Source organism: Psychromicrobium lacuslunae, assembly GCF_000950575.1.
Taxonomy (GTDB): Bacteria; Actinomycetota; Actinomycetes; order Actinomycetales; family Micrococcaceae; genus Renibacterium; species Renibacterium lacuslunae.
The window spans coordinates 2,396,361-2,422,238 of record NZ_CP011005.1; the positions used below are offsets into that span (position 1 = coordinate 2,396,361).

Here is a 25,878-nt window from a genome sequence, read left to right on the forward strand (position 1 = left end):
GTCGCTACAGCGGTGCAGGCATCTCTAGGCTGTGATCCCAGGCCTGGGTCCAGCCCAACTCGTCGAAGAGCTTGTTCAAGATACCGCCGGTGAATCCCCAAACCACCGCATCCTCGACTAAGAAAGCCGGGCTACGAAAGGTATTGGAGCCCCGAGTAACCGTTGAGGTGCGGCGTAATTCCGGATTGAGTAAATCCTTCAGCGGTGCTCGGAACACTCGGGCAGATTCAGCCAGGTCGACGGCGAATACCGGCGAGGGCGCGTCCCACCAGGCCAATACCGGGGTCACCATGAAGTTACTCACCGGCAGCCCGGTCTGCGGTAGGTCTCCGAGTATCTGCACCCCGGCAGGGTCCAGCCCGGTTTCTTCGACGGCCTCCCGGAGCGCGGCAGCTTGATGGCTGAGATCCTGCGACTCCACTCCGCCACCGGGAAAGCCAATCTGACCGGGATGATCCTCCAAAGTAGCTGCTCGCTCCACCAGCAGCACATCACAGTCCTCGGGATCGGCGTCCTTGCCTCGACTATCACTGCCGAACAGGATTAGCACGGCAGCCTGCCGAGCCTGCCGTGGATCGATGGTGAGGTCACGGATCTCATCCCGCATCGCCGTCACCTCACCGCCGGCGGCGCGTGTGGCGAAGTCCCGGAGGTCGTCAAAAGCGGTCATGATGGGCTAACGCTCTGTCGCTGAAATTTCTGCCTGAGTTCAGCGGCTGCCTCGGTATCGGCCAGCATCGCGGCCAATAATTCCTCGTTGCCGGGCGCCATTTCGTATTTGAGTAGTTTCTGTGCCTTCACCGGATCTGTTTCACCCATCCCGTAAGCGGGACAAAGATGAGCAACCGCACAAGCCCCACAGGCAGGCTTACGGGAGTGACAGACCCGGCGACCATGGAACACCACCCGATGCGAAAGCATCGTCCATTCGGCCGGTTCAATGAGCTCGGCAACGTCCTTCTCGACCTGCACCGGGTCCTCGGAATCTGTCCAGCCGAAGCGTCGAGCCAGTCGGCCAAAATGGGTGTCGACAGTGATTCCAGGCACTCCGAAAGCATTGCCAAGCACCACATTCGCGGTTTTCCTGCCGACGCCCGGCAGCGTCACCAAAGCCGCTAAGGTACCAGGCACTTCACCGTCATACTCATCCACCAAACGATTCGCCAGGCCGAGCAGCGACTTCGCCTTGGCGCGGAAAAAACCGGTTGGCCTAATAAGCTCCTCCAGTTCCAGCGGCTCGGCCTGTGCCAGAGCGACCGGATCAGGATAGCGAGCGAAGAGCGCCGGAGTGGTCTGGTTGACTCGCACATCAGTGGTCTGAGCAGAAAGTACTGTAGCCACTAAAAGCTCGAAAGGGTTGCGAAAATCCAATTCCGCGTGCGCATAGGGGTATTGCTCGGCGAGCGTCCGGTTAATTTTTCGGGCCCGCCGTTTGAGACTCAGAGCTGTCTCAGCACCCGCCCCAACACCTTTAGACAACTAGCTGTCCCGAGGAGCGCGCTCGATATTGCGCAGGTCACGCAACACCCCGAGCTTCCCATCAGCGTTCTGAACGATATAGTCATAGCCCCGGTCCTGCAGTGCCAAGAACCAACTGCCGGGCTCGATGTTGTAGAGGAAGCCGCCAGTGTGTTCATCGACCACCGCCTTGGGCTTATCGACAGCAAACCAGAATGCTTCCTGGGTCACCTCGCCTGCCGTGTTCTGGTTCGGTCGGTCCGCAGGATCGACCGTGGCCGCAAAGCTCTCCGGTTCCTTCGGCTCGGCCGCTAGCTGTGGCGCCGGTTCCGGCTCGTGGTGGGCTGGCAGTGGGGCCGAGCTGATCTGCGGTTCTTCTGCGGGCAGCGATTCCTCAGGCGCCGGGGTGGGCAAAAGTCCCGGCTGCTCGACCGCAGCTGGCTGCTGAGCCGGCAACTCGGCCGCCGTTTCAGCGGGCACGGCAGCGGCTGGGGCGGCGCCGCTTTCCTCGCTCCTACTCACCTCATCGCTTGGCTGCTCAGCCGGCAGTTCGGTCTGCGAGTCGACTGAGTCAGCTGCCTCAGCTGACCTAGCAGGCGACTGCCCGGCATGCGCCAGCGGATTGAGATTGGTCTCTGGGGCCGCAGCGCCGCTGGCAAGCACGCCAGCTGAGGCAGCCGAGTCGACTGAGTCATTTGAGGGGACTGGGTCAGCTGCAGGGTGCTGCCATCGAGTGGATTCAATTGGCTGAACAGGTTGCGGCTCAGCGAAGGTAGAGCCGACCAGATCAACCGGCTGCTGAGCGTTCTTCTGATCGGCCAAGGCTGCCGCTGACCGGCTTGCGGAGCCGGTCGCGACTTTACCGTCGGCAAGGGCCGGTATCCATGGTGAAAGCACCGTGCTGAGCAACATCACCACTGCTCCGATCAGCGAAATCAAGTAGCCAATCGAGAAACCAACTCCAACGCTGGTCACCGTGGCGAGGAAGAAGAACGCGGTCGCGAAGGAAGCCACCACCGAGCTGAATTGCTCAAGTGTCAGAGAGCCAATGCGCACCTGCCTAAGGACCTTGAAACCACGCAGCAAGAGCAGCACCAGCACTGCGAGCGGCAGCAGGATGCCGATGCCCAGATAAAACAGATTGTTGACGGTCCAGAAATTGCCCGCCCCACGAACGGCCAGCGGCAATAGAGTGCCAATGAACATCAGCACGACGGCGGCAATGATCACCAGATCTCGGAGCGCGAAGGGCCCGAGCGTCACCCCGCCGGTCGAGGCGCTGCCCGCGTCAGGTGCGCTGCCCACCGTCGAGCTTGGCGCATCAAGCTGTGCTGAGTCGGAAGTCGGCGTCGCGCCGCTCTTCGACTGCGTCGCCCAGGGCGAGACCTGACCCACCGCTTGGGTCTGCTGCGTGTCGCTCATATTCTTCTCCTTGCAGGCCCGCGGCGGGCCTTTTCGATAGAAAGCTCCCTTACAGAGTAGTAAGACGACCCGGCAAACCAAAGCGAGGGGGCTCCGTTCAGCTGGAAAAAGGGACCTCTCGGCGCAGCACGGACCCACAAACTTAATATGATGTGAGCTGGCACACCATCTTCCACTCAGGCGCGCTAGGGTAGGAATTAATCCAGCAACTCTGACGAGATGAGGCAAAAGATGGCCGAAAATAACCAGAATGACGCACTAGAGAACCTGTTGCACGAGAATCGCCAGTTTCCGCCGAGCCCCGAATTCGCGGCGAACGCGGTGGCGCAGGCCAGCCTCTACGAAGAGGCAGCAGCGGATCGACTCGGCTTCTGGGCTAAGCAAGCCCGCGAACTGCTCAGTTGGAGCAAAGACTTCGAGACGACCCTCGATTGGTCAGAAGCTCCTTTTGCTAAATGGTTTGTCGGTGGCGAGATCAACGCGGCCTACAATGCGCTTGACCGGCACGTCGAAGCTGGCAATGGCGATCGGGTGGCTATTTACTGGGAGGGCGAGCCCGGTGACACCCGGCAGATTAGTTATGCCCAGCTCACCGAAGAAGTGAAAAAGGCGGCAAACGCTTTTGAAGCGCTCGGCGTCGCCAAGGGTGATCGGGTGGCTATCTATTTGCCGATGATTCCCGAAGCTGTCATTTCAATGCTGGCCTGCGCGCGGATTGGAGCCATTCATTCAGTGGTGTTCGGCGGCTTCTCTGCCGATGCTTTGCGCAACCGGATCGACGATGCGGAAGCAAAGCTGGTGGTCACTGCCGACGGCACCTATCGCCGCGGTGCACCGAGCGCCCTCAAACCCGCCGTCGACGCCGCCCTTTCCGCCCCGGGGCATACCGTGCAACACGTCGTGGTGGTGAAGCGGAACGGCGAACCGGTGGACTGGACCGAGGGCCGCGATCTCTGGTGGTCGGAATCGGTCGAGACCGCGAGCGCTGAGCACCAGGCTGTGCCGCACGATTCTGAGCACCCGCTGTTTATTCTGTACACCTCGGGCACCACCGGTAAGCCAAAGGGTATTCTGCACACCACCGGCGGCTATTTGACGCAGACCGCCTATAGCCATAAGAACGTTTTTGACCTGCACCCGGAGAGCGATGTCTACTGGTGCGCCGCGGATATTGGCTGGGTCACCGGGCACAGCTATATTGCTTATTCCCCGCTCGTCAACGGCGCCTCAATGGTGATGTACGAAGGCACCCCAGATACCCCGCACCAGGGCCGCTGGTGGGAAATCGTGCAGAAGTACAAGGTCACCATCCTGTACGCGGCGCCCACCGCGATCCGCACCTTCATGAAATGGGGTCGAGAGATTCCGGATAAGTACGATCTCTCTTCGCTCAAACTGCTCGGCTCGGTCGGAGAGCCGATTAACCCAGAGGCCTGGATCTGGTACCGCGAGGTGATCGGCGGCGGCAAGACTCCTATTGTTGACACCTGGTGGCAGACCGAGACCGGCGGCATGATGATCTCGCCATTGCCTGGCGTCACCGCCACCAAGCCCGGCTCCGCCCAGGTGCCGCTGCCCGGCATTGAGGTTGATGTGGTGGATGATCTTGGTGTCCCGGTGCAGAACGGCCAAGGCGGCTACCTGGTGGTCAAATCGGCTTGGCCGTCCATGCTGCGTGGCATCTGGGGCGACCCGGAGCGCTATAAAGACACTTACTGGTCCCGCTTCGACGGTATGTACTTTGCTGGGGACGGCGCGAAGAAAGACGAGGACGGCGATATTTGGCTGCTTGGCCGGGTCGACGATGTAATGAACGTTTCCGGACACCGGCTCTCCACCACCGAGATCGAGTCCGCACTGGTCAGTCATGAATCGGTAGCCGAGGCCGCCGTCGTCGGTGCCGCCGATGAAACCACCGGCCAGGCAGTGGTTGCCTTCGTCATCTTGCGGGGCTCAGCGGTCGATGATGCCGATATTGAGCAGACCTTGCGGAATCACGTCGGCAAAGAGATCGGCCCAATTGCCAAACCGAAGCGGATTTTGGTGGTGCCTGAGTTACCAAAGACTCGTTCCGGCAAGATCATGCGCAGGCTCCTCAAGGACATCGCTGAAGGCCGGGAAGCTGGCGACGCCACCACGCTGGCCGACGTCGGAATCATGCAGGTGATTTCGGACAGCCTGAAGAAATAGCTCTCCGCGGGGCCAGCAGCACAGGTCCCGCCTACCCGGTAATCCGCCGTCGAGTGTCGAGTTTTGGGGCTTAAAACCCACTTTTAAGCCCCAAAACTCGACACTCGACCTCGTTAAGGAGTATGTATTTGATCTTTTTTGTTCCATTCTGAGTGATAATGATCTATCGTTGTGGCACAGCTCACATCCTTTAAAGGAGAAATGATGTCCGCAATGAAGCATTCGTCATTCGCAGGTTCCGCCCCGGACCTAGCGCGCCGCAGCCTGCTCAAGGGGGTCGGCCTGGGCGCCGTAGCACTCGCCGGCGTACCGTTCCTAGCCGCTTGCGGCGGTAGCGGCGGCAGTACGGATTCGAAATCTCTCACCTTCGGCTCTGGTTCTTCGGACGATGTCCCGAAGCGCGCCTACGAGGCGGTGATGGCTGCCTTCAAGACCAAATCGGGAGACTCGGTGACTGCTAATGTGGTGCCGCACAATGACTTCCAGAACAAAATCAACAATTACTTGCAGGGCAGCCCGGATGATGCCTTCACCTGGTTCGCCGGTTACCGGATGCAGTACTACGCGCAAAAAGGCCTCTTAGCACCGGTCGATGACGTTTGGGAGAAGATTGGCGGCAACTTCTCCGATGCGCTCAAAAAAGCTTCCACCGGAGCCGATGGCAAGAAGTATCTTGTGCCCAATTACAACTATCCCTGGGGCTTCTTCTACCGCAAGAGCCTTTGGGAGCAAAAAGGGTACACAGCTCCCAAAACCTTCGATGAGCTCAAAACTCTTTGCGCCAAAATGCAGAAGGACGGCCTGATCCCGATTGGCTTTGCCGATAAGGACGGCTGGCCAGCGATGGGCACCTTCGACTACCTCAATATGCGCCTGAATGGGTTCCAGTTCCATCAGGATCTCTGCGCACACAAGGAAAGCTGGGACCAAAAGAAGGTCAGCGATGTCTTCGACACCTGGAAAGCACTGCTGCCCTACCAAGATCCGGCAGCGCTAGGCCAGACCTGGCAAGACGCCGCCAAGGCTCTCGAAGCGAAAAAGACCGGAATGTATCTGCTGGGCTCCTTCGTCACCCAGCAGTTCACCGACCCCAAGGTGCTCGCCGATATCGAGTTCTTGCCCTTCCCGGAGGTTGCGATGGAAGGTCAAGAAGCGGTCGAGGCTCCGATTGATGGGCTGCTGCTTTCCAAAAAGGGTGGCCAGAACCAGGCTGCCAGGGACTTTGTCGAGTTCATTGGCACCCCGGAGGGTCAGAACGCCTACTACAAGGTGGATACTTCCAACCTGCCAACCGCTAAGGGCGCAGATATTAGCGGTTTCACCCCGCTGAGTAAGAAGCTCTCCGAGACCATCGCGAGCGCCAAGAACATCAGCCAGTTCTTCGATCGCGACGCGCTGCCCGCGATGGCTAGCAATGTGATGATCCCGGCACTCCAAAGCTTCATTAAGGACGGTTCGGTGGACGTCAAAAACCTCGAATCGCAGGCCAAAGCCCTGTACGCAGCGCAGTAGGAGTCAGCAACAATGACGCTTAGCAGCGAAACCATGCCGGTGGAGGCTTCCAAGGCTCCACCCACAAAGCGGAAACCTCGAAAGCTCAAACGGCTATCCCGCCGGGACGTGCTGGTGCTTTCCCTGATGGTTGGGATCCCCACCCTGGTCGAGTTACTACTGGTCTGGGGCCCAACCCTGCTCTCCATTGCGCTCTCCTTTACGCGCTGGAATGGCTTGGATCTGAGCGATCTGAAACCGGCTGGCGTCGAGAACTACCAATTCATCGCCCAGGACTACCCGCCGTTTTGGCCGGCCGTCGGGCACAATCTGCTTTGGCTGCTGTTCCTTGGCGTTATTGGCACCCCACTAGGCCTGCTGCTCGCTGTACTACTGGATCAGAAGATCAAAGGCAGCAGGATCTATCAGAGCATCTTTTTTGCTCCGGTGATGCTCTCAATGGCGCTGATCGGGATTATCTGGCAGCTGTTCTACAACCGCGATAGCGGCCTGCTGAACTTCCTGCTCGGCACCGCCGGCACCCCGCAGGCGATCGACTGGTTCGGTGATTCCAATGTGAACATCTGGGCCGCCATGGTGGCCGCCACCTGGCGGCATGCCGGCTATGTGATGATCCTCTATTTAGCCGGTCTCAAGGGCGTTGATGGCACGCTCCGTGAGGCCGCCGCACTCGATGGCGCCAATGCCCGGCAAACTTTTTTCCGGGTGGTATTTCCGGCCATGCGACCGGTGAACATCATCATCGTAGTGATCACCATTATTGAATCACTCAGGGCTTTTGACGTGGTCTGGGTGATCAACCAGGGCAAGAACGGCCTGGAACTGCTGAGCGCCCTGGTGATTCAAAACCTGGTCGGCGAAGGACAGGTGATCGGCGTGGGTTCGGCCCTCGCCGTGATCCTGCTAGTGATCTCGTTAGTGCCGATCGTTTGGTACCTGGTCCGCACCTTCCGAAAGGAAAACAACGCATGAGTACCGCGACACAGCTCAGCTCGGCCAAACCTTCGGCTCGACCCTCCGGATCAGCCAAGAAAGCCAAGAGACACTGGGGAACTCATCTCTTCCTCACCATGATGGCAGTAATCTGGCTGGTGCCCTTGCTCTGGAGTATCTACACTGCGCTACGGCCCAAAGAGTCAACTGACGCTAACGGCTATTTCAGCTTTGCCGGCCCCTTTAACTTCCAGAACTTCATCGATGCCTGGAACCAGGCTGGCCTGGTGAAATACCTGTTCAACTCGGCGATTATCACCATACCCACCGTGTTAATAACGCTCTTTCTCGCCTCGATGATGGCCTTTGCGGTTAGCCGGGTGAGCTGGAAGTTCAACATCAGCCTGCTCATCCTCTTCACCGCCGGGAACCTGCTACCTCCTCAGGTCTTAGCGGCCCCGTTGTTCGAAATCTTCAAGCACATTGAACTGCCCTACTCGGTGAGCGCTTCGGGCAGCCTGCTGAACACCTACATCTCGGTAATAGCCGTCAACACCGCGTTCCAGATCGGCTTCTGCACCTTCGTGTTGAGCAATTACATGAAGGCTCTGAGCCCCGATCTGACCGAGGCAGCACTGGTAGACGGAGCCGGAATTTGGCGGCAATACTGGTCGATCATCATGCCGCTCTGCCGCCCGGCGCTAGCGGCGCTGGCTACCCTGGAAGTCATTTTCATTTACAACGATTACTTCTGGCCGCTGCTTTTCATCCAAAGCGGAGACCTGTTACCGATCACCGCTGGAATCAATAACCTACAGGGTCAATTCCTTTCCAACTACAATCTAATTGCAGCCGGAGCCATCATTACCGTATTGCCCACTCTGGTGATTTACCTTCTCTTGCAGCGTCAGTTCGTGGCCGGACTGACACTCGGTTCTAGCAAGGGTTGAGGTCACCAACAAGCCAAAGGATCTGCTATGACGAGAGCAATTCAGCCCTTGGAACGGGAAGCCAAGCCATGTTAGCTGAAGCCCGACGCGTGGCGATTGCTGAAATGGTGCAGCGGGACCGGGTACTGAGAGTGGCCGATCTAGCACAAGCTCTCGATGTTTCATTGATGACGGTACGTCGCGATATTGAAGCTCTGCACGACGCCGGAGTAGTCGAGAAAATTCACGGTGGCGCCAAGGCCCGCGGCGAACGCAGCATGTACGAGCCGGGCTTCGAACTCAAATCCACCCAGGCGGAGGCGGAAAAGGAAGCCATCGCCCGGGCCGCCGTCGAACTTGTGCAGGAAGGCATGGCGGTCGGGCTGAGCGCGGGAACCACCACCTGGACGCTGGCCAAACAGCTAGCCACCAAGGATCGACTCACGATTGTCACCAATTCCGTGCGGGTCGCCAGCGTGTTTTATGACTCCCCGTCCCAGAACACTGTGCTGCTCACCGGTGGCGAACGCACCCCTTCGGACGCCTTGGTGGGGCCGATTGCCACGCGCGCCTTGCACCAGTTGCACCTCGATCTGCTGTTTATGGGCGTGCATGGAGTGGACGCCGAGGCCGGCTTCACCACTCCCAATCTGCTTGAGGCTGAGATGGATCGTGCCCTGGTGGCTGCCTCCCGCCGCGTCGTCGTGGTGGCAGACCACAGTAAGTGGGGCATTCTCGGCGTCTCATCAATCGCTTCCTTCGAAGAAGTCGAGGAATTCATCACCGACGACGGGATGCCAACGGAAGCGGTGAGCCTGCTTCGCGAACGGGTAGGCTCACTCAGACTGGTCACGCCGCAGCGCTGAGGCCGTCGACCTGAGACCACCGCCGCCTCTCCGCCGCAGCTTCCAGGCACCTCCCCTCTATCCTTTCGTCGAGCGTCGAGATATGAGGCTTAAACAGCAGTTTTAAGCCCCATATCTCGACACTCGACCGGTTTTAAGCGGCCGCTTAGCTGATTCACAAACTCTGTTAGTACATTGATTTATGGATTAAGTGATTTATGTACTATGAAACGGAGGCATAACGATGACCTGCCCAAAATGCGGCGAGACGATGCGCAATTACGAACGCAATGGGGTGACCATCGACCAATGCAGTGGTTGTCGTGGCATCTTCCTCGATCGCGGCGAACTCGAACAACTCATTGACGCCGAAGCCGGTTACTACGGCGGCCAACAAACACCACCGGCCCCCTTCGTGCAGCCTGGCTGGCAGAATCAAGGAAACTACGGCGGGAAACACGGCGGACACAATACTGGGCACGGTCGGGGTGGACACAATCAGAACGGTCGACGTCGCCGTGGCGGTTTCTTGGGCGATCTCTTTGATTAGCCTGCTGCGCCGAGTCACCAGCTAACTTGTCACGATGCCCCCGTCGAGCGACTTCAACGGCCCAGCCTGGTTGCCGGTTGCACCGCCAAGCCTGAGCGAGTATTTAGCCCCTCATCTTCAACCGGTGCCATTGATTCCTCTGCTGGCAACTCTTGCGGCTGCCCTGTACCTCTGTGGTGCGATCCGGCTCTGGCGCCAAGGTCGCCACTGGTCCGTGCTGCACACAGCTTCCTTCGTGACAGGCTGCCTGCTCATCATGGTGGTGATGGGCGCGGGCATCGAAGGTTATGGCGTTAAGATGTTTTCCGTCTTCATGTTCCAGCAGCTAACCCTGATGATGGCAGCACCTCCCCTTCTGGTCTTCGGCGCCCCGGGCAGACTCTTGCTGCGCAGCGCTGCACATCACGGGCTTGGCCGCCTTGCACTCAGCGCGGCGTTGACGGCGCTACGCTCCCGCTGGAGTCGGCTAGTTTTGCACCCTGCTGTCATGATTCCGCTCTTTCTGCTGAGCTTCTACGGCCTTTACCTCTCCGGCATCGCCCAGGCGCTATTACCAAGCTGGCCAGGCCATGTGGCGCTGGAACTACTGTTCCTGATTTCCGGAATTCTTTTCACTGTGCCACTGATTTCCACTGACCCATTGCCCCGGCGGCAAAGCCATGGCGGACAGCTGATCGACCTATTTTCCGAGATGCCACTGCACGCTTTCTTCGGGGTCATTGTGATGATGTCCACCGCTCCGCTGGTACCGTTTTTCGACACCCCGCCGGAGTCCTGGGGCATTAACCCAATGGCTGATCAGGGAATCGCTGGTGGACTCGCCTGGTCCTACGGCGAATTGCCATCTTTACTGCTGCTGATGTTGATCTTGGTGCGTTGGCGGCGCGATGATCTGCGGCTGGCGCGTCGACAAGATGCCCTGGCTGAAGAACCCGCCGAGCTGACCGCTTATAACGAATACCTGCAGGGCATCGCACGAAACCAGCAGCGGCCAAGCGGCTAATGGCATACTAAAACCATGACTTCCTCAGGTACCCTCCTGGTCCTTAACGGCCCCAATCTCAACCTGCTGGGCAGCCGCGAACCAGGGATCTACGGCTCCGCAACGCTGGCAGATATTGAGGCACTCTGTAGCAATAGCGCGGCCGAGCTTGGCTTCACTGCTCGGTGCGTGCAGTCGAACCATGAAGGGGTGCTGCTTGATGAAATCCATCAGGCCAGAGAGCAGGCGGTCGGTATTGTGATCAATGCCGGAGCCTACACTCATACCTCCGTAGCACTGAGAGACGCGCTCGCCGCAGTAAACCTGCCCGCCGTTGAGGTGCACATCTCAAATGTCCATGCTCGTGAGGAGTTCAGGCATCGTTCCTATCTCTCACCGGTGGTGAGCGCGGTGATTGTAGGAGCCGGTATCAACGGTTACCGCTTGGCCATCGCTCAGCTGGCCGAGCTACTCAAGGACTAGCCGCACCCCATCCCGAGTGGTCCCTGACGAGCAGAAGCCTCCCCGAAAAGCTCTCACTTACTGACGCAATGGCCTGAGGAGACTTGCTGGCTAAGTCCAGCTGCCTGCTGCACTACCGGCGCCACCTCGGTCAGAGTGAAGGCATAACCGATCTGGACATTTGAATCCGCTTTCGCAAAGATCACCCCGGAAACTTTCCCTTCCAGGTCTAGCAGCGGGCCGCCGGAATTACCCGGCTGCACATCCCCGGCGAGCTGGTAAACCTCTTCCAGGTGCCGATCCTGCCCATAGATATCGGGCACCAAAACCTGCCCCTTGCTCTGCACCGAGGCGGGTTTAGATTGGAATGGGCCACCCAGAGGATAGCCGTCAAAGGCTGCCGAGGCGCCAATCCCCAGATTCGAGCCCAAGCTGAGCGGCTTCACTCCTAAACCGTCAACGCTGATAACGGCTAGGTCTTGCTTCGGATCGAAGTAAACGATTTTGCCCAGCAGCGCACGCCCAGGCACCTCAACCACCGGCTGACTCACCCCGGCCACCACGTGCGCATTTGTCATCACCTGATTCTCAGCGATGACAAACCCGGTACCGGTTTGATTCTGCCCGCATTGGAAGGCAGTGCCAGTGATTTTGAGCACCGATTCCGCGGCCGCGTTAAGCGGCGGCGTATCGGTTCGCGCATCGGGTGGGGCAACCGGCGTCGCTGCTCCGAATTGATTGAAAAGCTGCGGGATCCCCTCGCTGACCACCGTCGATCGAAGCTGCGCTATGGCCTGTTTGAGCGGCACCGGAGTGAGCGAGTCGATAGTCCTAATCACACTGGACTGGCTGATCGCTGAAGATAGGAAAGGAATGCCGAGTGTCGAGACGGTGAAAGCAACCGGCGAAATCAGTAGCGCAGCGACTAGAAAAGCCGCCACCGAACCCAGTACCCGGTTCACCGCACGGAGCGGCTTGAGTTTCACGCCACGGCTCAACAGCTGGCCAAGCGCAATTCCCAGCCAGTACCCGAGTGCGATCAACAGCAGTGCGGAGCCCACCACGGCAGCCAATCGCCAGCCCGAGTCGTTCGCCCAACTGCTGACGAAAGGTACCGCGAAGAACGCGGCGACCGCTCCAAGGGCAAAGCCGAGCACACCGCAAAGACTGATCAGCAGGCCTACCCGCCAGCCATAAAAGAGCTGCCAGATCAGCAGGATCAGCAAGGCGATATCGAGAACTGTCAGACCGAACACCATTTTTTTCTTCCTCCACCAAGCTCGCTTCACCAGCCGTTCGGGCGACAAAGCGGAAGTGTCAGTGTATCGAGCCTTCTTAGCATCTTGCTTTGTATGGTCCTCAGCTCGGGTGCTTTCAGCTTCAGTTTTCGGCTTGATAAGCCACACCGAACGCCACAAAACCGGCCATAGATGCCAAATACGTCACATTCTCCAGAATTATCTGAAACAATTGCCTCAGCACAGCATTGAAACGTTACTCAGGAGATTTCATGGACATCGAGGTACTTCGCCGGGCACCACTATTCGCAACGCTCGACGACGAGGCTTTCCGGTTGCTCACAGATGAGCTGACCGAAGTCGACCTCTCACGCGGAGCATCGGTGTTCCACGAAGGCGATCAGGGCGACCAGCTGTATTTCATCGTTTCCGGCAAAGTGAAGCTCGGCCGTACCGCGGCGGATGGCCGGGAGTCTTTGCTGGCAATTCTCGGCCCTGGTGAGTTGTTCGGCGAGATGGCTCTCTTCGACCCCAGCCCGCGGACCGCGACGGCCACTGCTGTTTCGGAGACCAGGTTGGCCGGGCTGCGGAATGATAGCCTGCGTACCCTGCTGCAATCCCGCCCTGAAGTGTCGGCCCAGCTGCTGCAGGCTCTAGCCCGCCGACTGCGCCGCACCAATGACAACCTTTCCGATCTGGTCTTCTCCGATGTGCCAGGCCGAGTGGCCAAAGCCCTTATCGACCTGTCCGAACGTTTTGGTCGCCCAGCCACCGATGGCGTGCTGGTGGCACACGAATTGACCCAGGAAGAACTTGCCCAGCTGGTCGGCGCTTCACGCGAAACCGTGAACAAAGCCCTTGCTGAATTCGTGCAGCGCGGCTGGTTGCGGCTCGAAGCCCGCGCCGTGGTGATCCTTGATATTAATCGCTTGCGGCAGCGCAGCCGCTAATCACTCGGCCACCGCTCGCTAGCAGACCCCGTCGAATCATGGGATTGAGTGGGAGAAGCTGGCTATGCCCAGCGAAACCCCGGTTGGACGGGGGCAGCCGACCATTTGAGAGCTAAGAACTGCTTAGCGCTCCCGGCAGATGCCGTCCGGCTTATTGGCAGCATCGATTTCGAGCCAAAATTCGCCGCCTTCCACCACCAAACGGGGCTGGAAGGCGGTGGCCGGCCGAGCATGGTTGAGGTAGGCGATGCAACCGCTGGACATCGCGATCTTACTGAGAATCAAATCGCAACCGGAGCTGACTAGTTCGCCGAGGGTTCTGCCAATAGTATTCTCCGCACCGACTCGGTCGCCGAGTGCGGTGGTGTCACGCTCAGCAATTAGCTTGGACGGGCATACCCAGTCTGCCCATTGGCTTTTGCTCTCCAAGGGTGCCGGGGTCTGATTCACCGGCGCCGCAGCGGCGAAATACCGGGTATTAAAACGACGATGAGCGAAGTCCGGGCTGATCCAGTTAATCACTGGCTTGAGCAGGTCGGTGCGTAAGGCCAGGCCGCGTTTGCTGAGCATGTCTTGAAAACTAAATTCCTGAGCCGCCAGAGCTTCGCGTTTCTTCATCCACTCAGCGGTCGGGGCAACGTCAATCACCGAACTTGCGTCACTACCAGCCAGCAGGATGCCGGTTTCCTCAAACGCCTCCCGGATCACCGCGACGATGTGCTTGCGCGCCAGGGTGGGGTCGTCCATCCCCATCGTCTTGGCCCAGGCTGCGGCGCTCGGGCCGACCCACTCAATGCTGGCGTCGACGTCGTCAGTGGTTTCCACGCTGCCCCCGGGGAAGGCCACGGTGCCTAAGGGGGAATAGCCGCGTCGATAGCTCAGATAGGTTTCCGGCCCGTGCGCACTGTCCTTGAGCAGGATCAGCGAGGAAGCATAACGGGCCTTGCTCGGCGTACGTTCGCCGTGCTCCAGCCAACTCTGTGCGGCCACGAATTCGTCCTGCCACAACTGAAAACGCCGCTTCCCGAGCAGCTTGCCCTGAACGGGGTTATTGGAACTCAACAATCAATTCCACCTCCACTGGCGCGTCCAGCGGCAGCACTGAAACACCAACTGCTGAGCGGGCATGCACACCGGCGTCCCCCAAGGCCTGACCGAGTAGCTCGGAAGCGCCATTAATTACTCCGGGTTGACCGGTAAAAGACGTCTCCGAGGCAACGAAGCCGACGACCTTGACCACCCGGGTGATCCGATCCAGATCGCCAATCACACTCTTCACCGCGGCGAGTGCGTTCACCGCGGCAAGCGCGGCGCAATCTTTCGCGGTTTCAGCGGAGACCTCGGCGCCAACCTTTCCGCTAGCTGTGAGTTTTCCCGCAATGCTGGGAAGCTGCCCCGAGGTGTAAACATAGTTTCCGCTGATCACCGCGGGCACATAAGCAGCGACCGGCGCGGGAACCGGTGGCAGGGCGTGGCCAAGTTCTTCCAGCCGACGTTCCACCGCCGAGTGCGGAGCGTCGGTTTGCTGGATTGGCGCGTCAGTTCGGGGTTCGCTCACGATTACTGCTTCTCTCGTTTGAGGTAGGCAACCAGGCCATTGCCATCGGGTCCAGGAACCACCTGAACCAGCTCCCAGCCATCCTCACCCCACTGATCGAGGATCTGCTTGGTGGCATGAATAATGAGCGGTATAGTCGCGTACTCCCACTTGGTCATACCCTCAGATTAGCCTGCCCCCGGTAGACTGAGGAAATGGCTGTTCGAAAGAATCCGATCATCAATACTGCCACCACGCTGGGAAAGCTCGTCGGCTTCCTTGCTGTGAGTGTGCTTTGCGGCGTCTTGGTTGCTGGCCTGATGGTGCCCGCTGTCGCACTGACTGGCAGCGCCGCCAGCACCTCCATCGATGCTTTCGACAAGCTTCCGGGTGAGTTGACCTCGGCCGATGCTGCGGTGGCGACCAAGATCCTGGCCTCCGACGGCTCGTTGATTGCCAATCTATACACCCAGAACCGGCAGCCGGTGGGTTTCGATCAGATGTCGCCGTTCATTAAAAACGCAGTGGTCGCGATCGAGGATTCCCGGTTCTACGAACACGGCGGTGTTGACGCCACTGGCATCATGCGAGCCCTGGTTTCCACCGTGCAAGGCGGCCGTCAGGGCGCCTCCACCATCACTCAGCAGTATGTGAACAATAAAATCATCCAGGGGCTCGAAGCGCAGAATAAGGGCGATCTAGCCAAAATCGGCGCAGCGAAGACAGTCGCCGATAAACTACGCGAAATGAAGCTCGCTATCGCTTTGGAGAAGCAGCAGTCTAAGGATCAGATCCTGGCTGGCTACCTCAATATTGTGAACTTCGCCAACGGTGCTTATGGCATTCAGGCCGCTGCGCAGCGATACTTTAGCGTCGATGCCAGCAAGCTAACGCTGGTCCAGGCGGCCACTCTGGCCGGAGTGGTGAACAGCCCCTCGTTCTACGATCCCATCGCGCATCCCGATAATGCCAAGGATCGCCGAAATGATGTGCTGGACAAGATGCTGGCGCAAAAGATGATCAACAAGAAAGATCACGACGCCGCCGTCGCCGCACCGGTTACCCTGAAGCCAAAAGTGCAACCGCAGGGCTGTGCGACGGCAGCAGTGGCACCATTTTTCTGCGAATACGTCAAAAACTTAATTCTTGGTGATGCGACCTTTGGAAAAACCGTCGATGATCGGGCTCAGGCGCTTTATCAGGGCGGCCTGACAATTAAGACGACTCTCGACCCCAAAGCCCAAAAGATCGCTCAAGATCAGCAGAACAACACCACCGGGCCTAACGACAATCGTGGCTCGGCGATGGTGAGCATCGAGCCCGGTACCGGAAAAGTGCTAACCATGGCGCAGAACTTCAAGATGTCAGCCGTAGCCGCGGTTGGTCAGACATCTTATAACTTCAGCGTCGGCAAGTTCGATGCAGATCACAACCCTTTGGGCGGCCTCGGCACCATGGGGGTCGGCTCCACGATGAAACCTTTTACCTTCGCTTCCTGGCTTGATGACGGCCGCTCGATGAACACGGTTCTCAATGGCGCGAAGCGCGTTTACGGCACCGACACGGTGTGGCGGAACTCTTGCGGAACCACAACGGGTTACTTTGATAGCAGCCTGCCGGGAAGTGATGATCTGCAGAACGACGACCCGAACCATTACTATTCGATGTCGGTACTCAATGGTCTGGTGGGCTCGATCAATACGATTACCTTTGCCAGCGCCTCTCAGCTCGATTTCTGCAAAATCAAGCAAATGACCACCGAGGCCGGGATTATCGACGGCGTCACCGGCAAACCGCTCACCTTTGATACCGCATCAAAACTCCTGGGTTCCGACAGCATCGACCCGCTGACGATGGCGAATGCTTTCGCTACTTTTGCGAATAAGGGGGTCTACTGCAAGCCAATCGCGATCAACTCGATCACTGACTCTCAGGGCAAGCAACTTCAAGTACCCCAGTCCGAGTGCAAGCAGACGATGAAGCCTGAGGTTGCCGCGGGTGTTATGTACGCTCTCCAACGTGTGCTGAGCGACAAGGCGCGTGGCTCTGGAGCCCTTATCCAACCAAACGTGAATCAGGATAGCTACAACCTAGGAGCCAAGACTGGTACCACCAACTTCGGTGTGGACACCTGGGTTGTTGGTACAACCAGCGGTCTAGCGACAGCCTCCTGGTTTGGTAGTCCTACCGGTGAAATTGATAAACCGTTCCACAATCAGAACGTGACAATAAACGGTCGGCCCTACGCTCAAATCGACGGTGCAAATATCGCAGGCACAGCCTTCTCCAACTTTATGAACGAGGTTGCTCCAAGCTATAAGCACGAGGACTTCCCACAGCCGCCAAGCAGCATGCTTGAGGAGCCCTACGTCGCGCCCCCGGTGACCCAAACTCCGAACCGGAACAACCCCACGAGCAGCAGTAAGGCAACTCCGCCGGCGACTAACGGAAATGCCAACACCAAGGGGAACAACGGGAACGGCGACTCGAAGAAGAAGCCTTGACCACTCGCGCGTCCCGGTCAGCGAGGAACTGGCTGACCGGGTTCGGCACGGTAGCCGCCGCCGGTTTAGGCTGTGTTGCCTATGGGGCCTTCATTGAGCGGAATTGGTTCACTATTCGGCGTGAATCGCTGAATATTCTGCCCGCCGGTGCACCGGCATTCCGGATCCTGCACCTATCCGATATCCATCTGAACCTTGGGCAACGTAAGAAGACCGAGTGGCTGCAAGGGCTGGCGGAGCTCAAGCCCGATTTGGTAGTCAATACCGGCGATAACCTGACCCATCCGCAGGCCATTGATCCGCTGTTGAGCGCGCTTGAACCTCTCATGCAATTTCCGGGCGTGTTTGTGCCCGGTTCGAATGACTACTACGCGCCACGGTTGAATAACCCAGCGGTCTATCTGCGTGGGCCATCGAAACTACCATTGAAACGCCAACCCGCTCGGCTGGATACTGAGCGAATGCACGCTGGCTTTGGTGCGCATGGCTGGGTTAACCTCACTAATCGGAATCAATCGCTCGTGCTGAAGGGCATTCGCTTCGATTTCTCCGGCGTGGACGATCCGCATTTGAAGCGTGAACGATACGCTGGTTGGCCGCAAGGAGCCGTTGATCAGGAAGATTCGCCGCATCTCAAGGTCGCCGTCGCACACGCCCCTTATCAGCGGGTGCTGGACCACTTCACCGAGGACGGAGCGGACCTGCTGTTGGCTGGCCACACCCATGGCGGGCAGTTGTGCATCCCGGGTTACGGTGCCATTGTCAGCAATTGCGATCTGCCGACCTGGCGAGCCAAAGGGCTCAATGACTGGGAAAGCGGAGGGCGCACGACGCCGGTCAATGTTTCCGGCGGCATCGGCACCTCCCGCTTCGCCCCAGTGCGCTTCGCCTGCCGACCCGAGGCAGTGATGTTGGAGTTAAGAGCACGAAGCTCTAACACCTGACGGTCTCACATCTACTCCGCCGTCACCGGTCCCTCGGTATTCGGCTTCCAGCCCAGCTTCGGCGCCACATGCTTGGCGAAAGATTCCAGGATGTGCATATTGAACTCGACCCCCAACTGGGTAGGAACGGTTAGCATCAACGTATCAGCCGCCATCACCGCTGAATCCTGCAACAGCTCCTCCACCAACTTGTCCGGCTCCCCGGCATAGCTCTTGCCGAAGGTCGAACGGAAACCGTCGATGATGCCGACCTGGTCCCCGTCGCTGCGACCGAAGTACAGCCGATCCGTGTCGTTCATAATCGGGAAGATGCTGCGGCTGACCGAAACTCGAGGATTACCGTCATGCCCGGCGTCTTTCCAGGCCTGACGATAGATCGCGATCTGCTCCGCCTGCAATTCATGGAAGGGCACCCCGGCATCTTCGGTTAGCAGGGTGGAGGACATCATATTGACGCCCATCTGCCCGGCCCATTCGGCGGTTTCCCGGGTCCCGGAGCCCCACCAGATCCGCTTCCGGACGCCGGGTGAATGCGGCTCCACTCGCAGTAACGTCTCTCGCCCGGTCGCCCTTGGATCGGAGGGCGCAATTCCTTCACCGTCGATCGCCCGCAAGAACAGCGCGAACTTCTGCCGGGCAATATCACCGCCGCGCGGATCATTACTACCGGTGTAGCCAAAGGATTCATAGCCTCGGAGTGCGGTTTCGGGCGACCCCCGACTCATCCCGAGCGCTAGCCTGCCATCGCTGATCAAATCTAGCGCAGCGGTTTCCTCGGCCAGGTAGAGCGGGTTTTCGTAACGGAGATCGATAACGCCCGTCCCCACCTCGATCCGCTCGGTCTTCGCGGCAATGGCTGATAGTAGCGGGAAGGGCGAGGCCTGCTGCTTAGCGAAGTGGTGCACTCGGAAGTAGGCACCGTTGACGCCCAGCTCATCGGCAGCCACCGAAAGCTCAATGGCCTGCTTGATCGAGTCTTTCGCGGTGACGGTTTGCGAGCCACTACCCGGTCCGTAGTGTCCAAAGGAGAGAAATCCAAAACCTTTCATGGTCACTAGAAGCATACGTTTGCATATATTATTCCCGACTGCCCGATTCAAGACCCATCTCCGGGCAGGACGCCGGCGATGGTTTTACTCCGCTGCTATTTTCTGGGATTTACGAGCTATATTTACGCTTCACCCAGCCTGCCAGAGTGGATGCTATGCAGCCTTTCGACCGGCGCAGCTATTGCTCAAGTTCGCGACGCTACGGCGCCTGGCTCGCTGCGAACTCCGTGAAATAGGCACTCTCGCACAAACTTCGTTGGTTATGAGGCACAGTGATGTAGGGAACTCCGCATCACTGTGCCGGTTTTCCTCACATCTGGCCCCGACTTTTCTTTGAGACCAGAAAACGCCTGTTCGCTAAGCCAAAATGTTCTCCATGACGGATCCGGTTCAGATCATCCGAGAGCTTGGCGGCGGCGCGCGTTGGAAGACCCTAATGTTGGCCGGTATTAGTCGCGCAGCACTTGCCCACGATGTCGAAGCGAAGCGCATTATTAACTACGGTTCGGGCGTCTATGGACTACCGGGGATGAGTACCGCACGATTCCAGATGCTACGCGGTAACGCAGAATCCGCGTGCTTTACCGCCGCTAAGGAGCGCGGATTCTGGGTGCTCAAGCAACCAAATCAGCCACATGTCTCGGCGAATAACAATAAGAAGCTGATTGGCTTCGTGAAACATCGCGCCAAACTGCCGTTGAGCGATATTGACGTGGTATTACAAGTACTGCGGTGCGCACCGCGGAGCTCGGTCCGTCGGCCAAGCAACAGCGGTCAACAGCCAGGGCAAGCTTCACACCGCGCTGCTTTCGATGAGATAACCGAACTTGACGCCATCGTTGTCGTGACCTCGGCAATTCGAATGAAAAGATGCACTCTGAACGAACTGAATGAGCGGCTGAGCAGACGCACCGATGTGAGGGCTCGCGAACTTCTGAAGAGAATCGATCCGCATGCGGAATCGCCCTTAGAAGTCGCCTCACGATTTCACCTGGAAAACGCCGGGTTCGTGGTGACTTCACAGGTTTATCTGCCAGGGATGGGGCGAATGGATCAATGCATCAACGGCGTGCTCGCACTGGAACTGATGGGCAAAGAATTTCACCTCGCCGAACAGAGCTTCAACGAGGATCTACGACGTTTCAATCAATACACAGTCGCTGGTTTTCCGGTGCTGCGGGTAGGTTACGCACAGGTGGTGCATCATCCAACGGAGTTCGTCGATTTGGTACGGAGAGCAATGTCGGCACTCTAGTTCATCGCACCTCCTCTGATAGCCGAGCTTCGCAGCACCACCGTGCATGATTTGCAACGAACTCTGTGGAAGAGGCGCTGGGGCACAAAGTTCGCAGAGAACGGTGCGCGACAGCGCAACAGCACAGCCTGGCTTCGACGACTCCGCAAAGAATTCGAACATTACTCCAAAGTAGCCAGTCGAAACTCTTGGTGACCCAGGCCACAACACACTAGGATTGTTACTCTGCGTAACTAATTTTTACCGGTCACAAAGACACAAAAGAAGCTGGCATGACTGCATCGAAACGTAATCAAAACTCTCTCGCTTACTCCATCGGCCGACTATATCCCTTCCTCAAACCCATTCTTCCTCGCCTCGTTATGGGCTTACTTTGCGCCCTGGCCGCCAGTGTGGTGGCACTGGCAATCCCCCAGGTCTATCAAGTTCTGATCAACTCCGCGCTGCATCAGGGCGGCGAGACCAGTAGTGTCTGGATCGCCGCCGGCATCGTCCTCGCGCTCGGTGTTTTAGAGGCCGCCTTTGTCGCCCTGCGCCGCCAGTTCGTGATCACTCCAGCCACCACGGTGGAAACCAAAATGCGGATCTCGCTCTACCGGCATCTGCAGGACCTCACTGTTTCGTTCCACGATCGCTGGGGCTCCGGGCAGCTACTCAGCAGGGCGATGAGCGATTTGAATTTTCTCCGTCGCTGGATGGCCTTCGGTGCCATCATGCTGGTGGTCACCACCATTACGGTGATCATCGGCTTGGTGCTGATGTTCACGCTGAGCTGGGCGCTGGCGCTGATCTTCATTCTGGCCGGCGTGCCGATCGTGATTTATGGCTTCCGCTTCAACCGCTATTACCGCGAGGTCAGCCGGAAGAGTCAGGACCAAGCTGGTGACCTGGCCACCGCCGTCGAGGAATCCGTGCATGGCATTCGGGTGCTCAAGGCCTTCGGCAGGAGCCGTGAGGCCTTGGAGAACTTCAGCGATCAGGCCGAGGAGCTGCGCGAAACCGAGATCTCCAAAGCGAAGTCTCTTGCCACCTACTCACTGGTGATCAGCCTACTGCCCGAGCTTGCGCTGGGCTCCGGACTGATCGTCGGCATCCTCCTGGTAGCCAATGGCACCCTGACGGTGGGCGCGCTGGTGGCGTTCTTTGCTACCGCAGCGGTGGTCGCTACCCCGGTGGAGTTCATGGGCCCACTGATGGCAATGTCACTGACCATGAAAACCGCGGTGGAACGGTTCTATGAAGTGATGGACGCCACGAACACCATCACCGACCCCGCGCAACCAAGCGAACTCAACCAGCCAAGAGGCGCTGTCGAATTCCAACAAGTTGGCTTCCGTTACGCCGATGCCAAGAGCAATATTTTGCGCGATGTGAACCTCAGCATTCGCCCGGGTGAAACCATGGCGTTGGTCGGGGTGACCGGTTGCGGTAAATCCACCCTGCTGCAATTGGTGCCGCGGCTTTATGAGGTGAGTTCCGGTGCGATCAGCATCGACGGCGTCGACGTGCGGGAACTATCTTTGGACAGGCTACGGACCTTAGTGTCAGTCGCCTTCGAAGACACCACATTGTTCTCCTCTTCGGTTCGAGACAATGTACTGCTCGGCACCGGCCTGGACCCTGCCAGCCCCGCCGCCGACAAGGTACTGGAGGAGGCGCTCGACGTCGCCCAAGCACACTTCGCCTATTCGCTTCCCGAGGGCGTTGACACCCTGATTGGCGAGGAAGGACTCAGCCTCTCCGGTGGCCAGCGGCAACGCGTCGCACTGGCTCGCGCGATTGCTTCCAAACCCGCCGTCCTAGTACTAGACGATCCGCTCTCCGCACTGGACGTGAACACCGAGGAATTGGTGGAGGGCAGGCTCCGTGAGGTACTCGCTGAGACCACCACGCTGATCGTGGCGCACCGACCCTCCACGGTAGCGATGGCGGATCGGGTCGCCCTGATGGAGAACGGCACGATTAGCGCGGTGGGCACCCACTCCGAGCTGCTGGCCAGCAACGCGCACTACCGTTACGTGCTGGCCAGCCTGAATGAAGAGCCGAAGGATCTGGATAGCGAACTCGAAGACGATGACAACGATCTTGATGATCTGCCGGGACTGAGCGAGGTAAAAGCATGAGCATGGGCACCGCCGATGAAGATCGGATCAAACTCAATACCGCGGATTCAAAGTTAGTTCGCAAGCGGTCGCTCAAGCTGCTCGGCTCGCTGATTAGCCCGGTCCGTGGCCGCTTCATCTACACCATTGTCTTAGTGGTGCTCTCCCAGGCCACTAGGGTGGCCGGCCCGTTGCTGATCGCGTTCGGCATTGACCACGCGCTGCCTTCGATGATCAACGGGAACCCCGCACTACTGCTCTTCACCGGTGGCGGCTACATTCTGGCCGCGGTACTCACTTCGGTGATGACGGCAGGCTATGTCACGGCCACGGCTCAGCTGAGTCAGGCGATGCTGTTGGATCTACGACGCCGAGTGTTCCGGCACACCCAACGGCTCAGCTTAGAGTTTCACGAGAAGTACACCTCGGGCAGGATCATCGCCCGGCAGACCTCGGACCTGGAGGCGCTCCGCGAATTGCTCGATTCGGGTGTTTCGTCCCTGGCCTCCGGCATTGTGTTTATGCTCTTCACCGCGATCAGCATCTTCGCGCTGGACTGGCAGACCGGCATCGTGGTGCTGCTCGCTGGCATCCCGATGTTCTTCCTGGCGCGCTGGTACCAGACTCGTTCGCAGCTGGCCTTCCGTGCCTCCCGCGTGGTCTCGGCCAAGCTGATCGTGCACTTCGTGGAGACCATGACGGGCATTCGCGCGGTCAAGGCTTTCCGCCGAGAAAAGGATAACGGCGCCCGCTATTCGGAACTGGCCGAGGACTACCGCAAGGTCACGGTTCGATCGATCAACCTTAACGGCATCTTCCAGCCCGGGCTGATTTTGATCGGCAATGTTACGGTCGCGGTGGTGCTCTTGCTCGGTGGTTTCCGGGTACTCGAAGGCGGCTTAGCCGTCGGCGCGCTCCTAGCGCTCATTCTCTCCACCAAGCGTTTCTTCTCCCCAGTGGATCAAATGGCAATGTTCTACACTTCCTTCCAATCTGCTCAGGCTGCTTTGGAGAAAGTCTCCGGTCTGCTGGAAGAAGTGCCGACCGTCAGGCCGCCGAGTGAGCCAATAGCGCTGCCGCAGCCTCGTGGCGAGCTAGTGTTCCGCGGCGTTGAGTTCCGCTACGGCGACGGCCCAGTGGTGCTACCCAAGATGGACCTCAGCATTCCTGCTGGTCAGACCGTTGCGGTAGTAGGGCAAACCGGCGCTGGCAAGTCCACCTTGGCCAAACTAGTCGCCCGGTTCTACGACGTTTCGGCGGGTTCATTGACTCTCGACGGGGTACCGCTCAATCGGCTCTCCAACGAAGATCTGCGCCGCGCCGTGGTGATGGTGACCCAGGAGGCCTTCCTGTTCAGCGGCACTGTGGCGGAGAACATTGCATTGGGCAAGCCCTCGGCCAGCCGCGCGGAAATTGAGGCCGCGGCTCGAGCCGTTGGTGCTCACGATTTCATTATGGAGCTGCCGGAAGACTACGACACCGACGTGAACAAGCGTGGCGGCCGGGTCTCTGCCGGGCAGCGCCAGTTGCTCTCCTTCGCTCGCGCCTTCCTGGCTTCGCCCGCGGTGCTGATCCTAGACGAGGCCACTGCCTCACTGGACATCCCCTCCGAGCGAGTCGTGCAGCAAGGCCTGCAGAGCCTGTTGGGTTCAGTTGCAGGCACTTCCCGAACCGCAATCATCATCGCGCACCGGCTCTCCACAGTAGAAATCGCTGATCGAGTGCTCGTGGTGCATGATGGCCGGATCATTGAGGATGGCACACCGGAGGAACTAATCTCCTCCGGTGGTCGCTTCGCCAAGCTGCACGGAGCCTGGCAAGACTCGCTGGTTTAGCCGGGCTTTTAACCGGTTTTGGCTCCGGCTTAGCCGACCGGCGTCGTCCGCGTTTGAGTGGGCGGCGCTAGTCGGCTATTCTTGAGAGGTTGCTTTCTGGAGAACCTTCCAGAAAAGCATCGGGGTGTGGCGCAGCTTGGTAGCGCGCGTCGTTCGGGACGACGAGGCCGCAGGTTCAAATCCTGTCACCCCGACCATAGCTGGAACATGATCCAGCACTTCCAACTGCCTTGCCAAGCAGGCGTTGCTTTAGATCACTTCTCAACCAGCCAAGCAGTTTATTGGCAGATCTTTCCACTAAACGCTTCCCTCTTCGTTTAGTATTATGTACCATTTCACATATCACGTGATACATATCACATGACGACTGGTACTCCTCGCACGAAAGATCCTCATGGCCCTCTCAGGTATTGCTGCCGACAGCACAGCTGTTCGCTTCGGCATCCAGCTGGATAACATCTCTAAACGCTACGGCGACAACCTGGTCCTCGATGACGTGTCTCTACACGTCGAACCGGGCACCGTAACCGCCCTGATCGGCCCCTCGGGAGCGGGCAAAAGCACCTTCCTGAGATGCATTAACCTGCTCGAGCGTCCGGATTCGGGCACCATCCGGGTGGCTCAGCACACCATCGAACCTGGCAGGGTGATTAATAACCGAGACCTCGCTACGCTGCGTCGCACCGTCGGCATGGTTTTCCAATCCTTCAACCTGTTCCCGCACATGTCAGCCTTGCAGAACATCAGCTTCCCGCAGCAGCGAGTCTTAGGACGCAGCAAGGAAAAAGCTGATGAGCGCGCCCTGCAGTTGCTGGATCGAGTAGGACTCAAGGAGAAGGCGCATCAGCACCCAGGCCGCTGCTCGGGTGGGCAGCAGCAGCGCATTGCGATCGCTCGCGCGCTGGCTCTCGACCCGAGCATTATGCTCTTCGACGAACCCACCTCAGCGCTGGATCCCGAGGTAGGGCTCGAAGTGCTCGCGGTGATGCGCGAGCTGGCAGCCGAGGGTATGACGATGATCGTGGTCACCCACGAAATGCAGTTTGCCCGAGACGTCTCGGACACTCTGGTAGTGATGGCGGACTGCAAGATCATCGAGCAGGGCTCCCCCGACGCCGTGATGAGCGATCCGCAGCAAGCCCGCACTCGGCAATTTCTGCGTGCCGTGTTGGAGCGCTGAG

23 protein-coding genes and 1 tRNA gene are annotated in these 25,878 nt (G+C 58.7%); 16 read left to right on the forward strand and 8 right to left on the reverse strand.

What is annotated here, in order from left to right:
* Positions 1-4 precede the first annotated feature (4 nt).
* From UM93_RS11300 to UM93_RS11310, 3 genes are read right to left on the reverse strand one after another with little or no spacing between them, the layout of a single operon-like run.
* Positions 5-670, reverse strand: coding sequence for an NUDIX hydrolase (locus UM93_RS11300; RefSeq protein ID WP_045075646.1), 666 nt, complete (start codon positions 668-670; stop codon positions 5-7).
* Entirely contained in the window at positions 667-1,479 is an 813-nt protein-coding gene (gene nth / locus UM93_RS11305) for an endonuclease III (protein ID WP_045075648.1), read from the reverse strand. Before nth ends, UM93_RS11300 begins: the two co-directional genes overlap by 4 nt.
* Entirely contained in the window at positions 1,480-2,880 is a 1,401-nt protein-coding gene (locus tag UM93_RS11310; protein WP_045075650.1) for a hypothetical protein, read from the reverse strand.
* Positions 2,881-3,099: 219 nt separating this feature from the next.
* Between UM93_RS11310 and acs the strand changes: the two genes are divergently transcribed.
* From acs to aroQ, 8 genes are all read left to right on the forward strand, one after another.
* Positions 3,100-5,070 carry an acetate--CoA ligase gene (gene acs, locus UM93_RS11315; RefSeq protein ID WP_045075653.1) on the forward strand — a complete coding sequence of 657 codons (1,971 nt, stop codon included), beginning with the start codon at positions 3,100-3,102 and terminating at the stop codon, positions 5,068-5,070.
* Between the two features lie 213 nt (positions 5,071-5,283).
* A complete protein-coding gene (locus UM93_RS11320; protein ID WP_045077300.1) occupies positions 5,284-6,582 on the forward strand; it encodes an ABC transporter substrate-binding protein in 1,299 nt (432 codons plus the stop codon).
* Between the two features lie 33 nt (positions 6,583-6,615).
* On the forward strand, positions 6,616-7,554 hold the full coding sequence (locus tag UM93_RS11325) for a carbohydrate ABC transporter permease (protein ID WP_234399424.1): 939 nt from the start codon (positions 6,616-6,618) through the stop codon (positions 7,552-7,554).
* Positions 7,551-8,465: a carbohydrate ABC transporter permease gene (locus tag UM93_RS11330; protein ID WP_045075657.1), complete on the forward strand. Its 915-nt coding sequence runs from the start codon at positions 7,551-7,553 to the stop codon at positions 8,463-8,465. Before UM93_RS11325 ends, UM93_RS11330 begins: the two co-directional genes overlap by 4 nt.
* Positions 8,466-8,533: 68 nt before the next feature.
* Positions 8,534-9,310: a DeoR/GlpR family DNA-binding transcription regulator gene (locus tag UM93_RS11335; protein WP_045075659.1), complete on the forward strand. Its 777-nt coding sequence runs from the start codon at positions 8,534-8,536 to the stop codon at positions 9,308-9,310.
* Between the two features lie 223 nt (positions 9,311-9,533).
* Entirely contained in the window at positions 9,534-9,839 is a 306-nt protein-coding gene (locus UM93_RS11340; protein WP_052663759.1) for a TFIIB-type zinc ribbon-containing protein, read from the forward strand.
* 34 nt (positions 9,840-9,873) lie between these two features.
* Positions 9,874-10,842: a cytochrome c oxidase assembly protein gene (locus tag UM93_RS11345; RefSeq protein WP_045075663.1), complete on the forward strand. Its 969-nt coding sequence runs from the start codon at positions 9,874-9,876 to the stop codon at positions 10,840-10,842.
* 15 nt (positions 10,843-10,857) lie between these two features.
* On the forward strand, positions 10,858-11,304 hold the full coding sequence (aroQ, locus tag UM93_RS11350; protein ID WP_045075665.1) for a type II 3-dehydroquinate dehydratase: 447 nt from the start codon (positions 10,858-10,860) through the stop codon (positions 11,302-11,304).
* A 53-nt stretch (positions 11,305-11,357) separates the two neighbouring features.
* On the opposite strand, the gene UM93_RS11355 is transcribed toward aroQ, so the two are convergent.
* Positions 11,358-12,539: a MarP family serine protease gene (locus UM93_RS11355; RefSeq protein ID WP_045077302.1), complete on the reverse strand. Its 1,182-nt coding sequence runs from the start codon at positions 12,537-12,539 to the stop codon at positions 11,358-11,360.
* Between the two features lie 254 nt (positions 12,540-12,793).
* Between UM93_RS11355 and UM93_RS11360 the strand changes: the two genes are divergently transcribed.
* Positions 12,794-13,471, forward strand: a complete 678-nt coding sequence (locus UM93_RS11360) for a Crp/Fnr family transcriptional regulator (protein WP_045075667.1) — start codon at positions 12,794-12,796, stop codon at positions 13,469-13,471.
* Between the two features lie 123 nt (positions 13,472-13,594).
* Here the strand turns inward: UM93_RS11360 and UM93_RS11365 are convergent, their stop codons facing one another.
* The 3 genes from UM93_RS11365 to UM93_RS17705 are packed head-to-tail and all read right to left on the reverse strand — an operon-like array spanning position 13,595 to position 15,187.
* The gene (locus UM93_RS11365) at positions 13,595-14,536 is read right to left on the reverse strand and encodes an NUDIX hydrolase (RefSeq protein ID WP_082057115.1); all 942 of its coding nucleotides are present in this window, start codon (positions 14,534-14,536) and stop codon (positions 13,595-13,597) included.
* The gene (locus UM93_RS11370; protein WP_234399295.1) at positions 14,520-15,029 is read right to left on the reverse strand and encodes a RidA family protein; all 510 of its coding nucleotides are present in this window, start codon (positions 15,027-15,029) and stop codon (positions 14,520-14,522) included. Before UM93_RS11370 ends, UM93_RS11365 begins: the two co-directional genes overlap by 17 nt.
* A gap of 2 nt (positions 15,030-15,031) precedes the next feature.
* Complete coding sequence (locus UM93_RS17705) at positions 15,032-15,187, reverse strand: Sp36 family protein (protein WP_009359196.1); 156 nt, start codon at positions 15,185-15,187, stop codon at positions 15,032-15,034.
* 36 nt (positions 15,188-15,223) lie between these two features.
* Here UM93_RS17705 and UM93_RS11375 point away from each other — a divergent pair, with 36 nt between their 5' ends.
* Positions 15,224-17,512 (forward strand): transglycosylase domain-containing protein, encoded by a 2,289-nt coding sequence (locus UM93_RS11375; protein ID WP_045075669.1) that lies wholly within the window; start codon positions 15,224-15,226, stop codon positions 17,510-17,512.
* Complete coding sequence (locus UM93_RS11380) at positions 17,509-18,456, forward strand: metallophosphoesterase (protein WP_082057116.1); 948 nt, start codon at positions 17,509-17,511, stop codon at positions 18,454-18,456. Before UM93_RS11375 ends, UM93_RS11380 begins: the two co-directional genes overlap by 4 nt.
* A gap of 11 nt (positions 18,457-18,467) precedes the next feature.
* Here the strand turns inward: UM93_RS11380 and UM93_RS11385 are convergent, their stop codons facing one another.
* Positions 18,468-19,505, reverse strand: a complete 1,038-nt coding sequence (locus UM93_RS11385) for an LLM class flavin-dependent oxidoreductase (protein WP_045077310.1) — start codon at positions 19,503-19,505, stop codon at positions 18,468-18,470.
* A gap of 376 nt (positions 19,506-19,881) precedes the next feature.
* On the opposite strand from UM93_RS11385, the gene UM93_RS11390 reads away from it, so the two are divergent.
* From UM93_RS11390 to UM93_RS11410, 5 genes are all read left to right on the forward strand, one after another.
* The gene (locus UM93_RS11390; protein WP_157874136.1) at positions 19,882-20,760 is read left to right on the forward strand and encodes a hypothetical protein; all 879 of its coding nucleotides are present in this window, start codon (positions 19,882-19,884) and stop codon (positions 20,758-20,760) included.
* A gap of 272 nt (positions 20,761-21,032) precedes the next feature.
* Positions 21,033-22,883: an ABC transporter ATP-binding protein gene (locus tag UM93_RS11395; protein ID WP_045075673.1), complete on the forward strand. Its 1,851-nt coding sequence runs from the start codon at positions 21,033-21,035 to the stop codon at positions 22,881-22,883.
* A complete protein-coding gene (locus UM93_RS11400; RefSeq protein ID WP_045075675.1) occupies positions 22,880-24,697 on the forward strand; it encodes an ABC transporter ATP-binding protein in 1,818 nt (605 codons plus the stop codon). The genes UM93_RS11395 and UM93_RS11400 overlap by 4 nt, the downstream gene beginning before the upstream one ends.
* 120 nt (positions 24,698-24,817) lie before the next feature.
* A tRNA-Pro gene (locus UM93_RS11405) sits at positions 24,818-24,894 on the forward strand.
* 197 nt (positions 24,895-25,091) lie between these two features.
* Positions 25,092-25,877 (forward strand): amino acid ABC transporter ATP-binding protein, encoded by a 786-nt coding sequence (locus UM93_RS11410; protein WP_045075677.1) that lies wholly within the window; start codon positions 25,092-25,094, stop codon positions 25,875-25,877.
* Position 25,878: the final 1 nt, after the last annotated feature.

Excerpts from the sequence above, each read along its gene's own strand:
- UM93_RS11300 (WP_045075646.1), bottom strand. The coding sequence starts at position 670 with ATGACCGCTTTTGACGACCTCCGGGACTTCGCCACACGCGCCGCCGGC.
- UM93_RS11310 (WP_045075650.1), bottom strand. The coding sequence starts at position 2,880 with ATGAGCGACACGCAGCAGACCCAAGCGGTGGGTCAGGTCTCGCCCTGG.
- acs (WP_045075653.1), top strand. The coding sequence starts at position 3,100 with ATGAGGCAAAAGATGGCCGAAAATAACCAGAATGACGCACTAGAGAAC.
- UM93_RS11320 (WP_045077300.1), top strand. The coding sequence starts at position 5,284 with ATGAAGCATTCGTCATTCGCAGGTTCCGCCCCGGACCTAGCGCGCCGC.
- UM93_RS11325 (WP_234399424.1), top strand. The coding sequence starts at position 6,616 with ATGCCGGTGGAGGCTTCCAAGGCTCCACCCACAAAGCGGAAACCTCGA.
- UM93_RS11330 (WP_045075657.1), top strand. The coding sequence starts at position 7,551 with ATGAGTACCGCGACACAGCTCAGCTCGGCCAAACCTTCGGCTCGACCC.
- UM93_RS11335 (WP_045075659.1), top strand. The coding sequence starts at position 8,534 with ATGTTAGCTGAAGCCCGACGCGTGGCGATTGCTGAAATGGTGCAGCGG.
- UM93_RS11340 (WP_052663759.1), top strand. The coding sequence starts at position 9,534 with ATGACCTGCCCAAAATGCGGCGAGACGATGCGCAATTACGAACGCAAT.
- UM93_RS11345 (WP_045075663.1), top strand. The coding sequence starts at position 9,874 with ATGCCCCCGTCGAGCGACTTCAACGGCCCAGCCTGGTTGCCGGTTGCA.
- aroQ (WP_045075665.1), top strand. The coding sequence starts at position 10,858 with ATGACTTCCTCAGGTACCCTCCTGGTCCTTAACGGCCCCAATCTCAAC.
- UM93_RS11360 (WP_045075667.1), top strand. The coding sequence starts at position 12,794 with ATGGACATCGAGGTACTTCGCCGGGCACCACTATTCGCAACGCTCGAC.
- UM93_RS17705 (WP_009359196.1), bottom strand. The coding sequence starts at position 15,187 with ATGACCAAGTGGGAGTACGCGACTATACCGCTCATTATTCATGCCACC.
- UM93_RS11375 (WP_045075669.1), top strand. The coding sequence starts at position 15,224 with ATGGCTGTTCGAAAGAATCCGATCATCAATACTGCCACCACGCTGGGA.
- UM93_RS11385 (WP_045077310.1), bottom strand. The coding sequence starts at position 19,505 with ATGAAAGGTTTTGGATTTCTCTCCTTTGGACACTACGGACCGGGTAGT.
- UM93_RS11390 (WP_157874136.1), top strand. The coding sequence starts at position 19,882 with ATGACGGATCCGGTTCAGATCATCCGAGAGCTTGGCGGCGGCGCGCGT.
- UM93_RS11395 (WP_045075673.1), top strand. The coding sequence starts at position 21,033 with ATGACTGCATCGAAACGTAATCAAAACTCTCTCGCTTACTCCATCGGC.
- UM93_RS11400 (WP_045075675.1), top strand. The coding sequence starts at position 22,880 with ATGAGCATGGGCACCGCCGATGAAGATCGGATCAAACTCAATACCGCG.
- UM93_RS11410 (WP_045075677.1), top strand. The coding sequence starts at position 25,092 with ATGGCCCTCTCAGGTATTGCTGCCGACAGCACAGCTGTTCGCTTCGGC.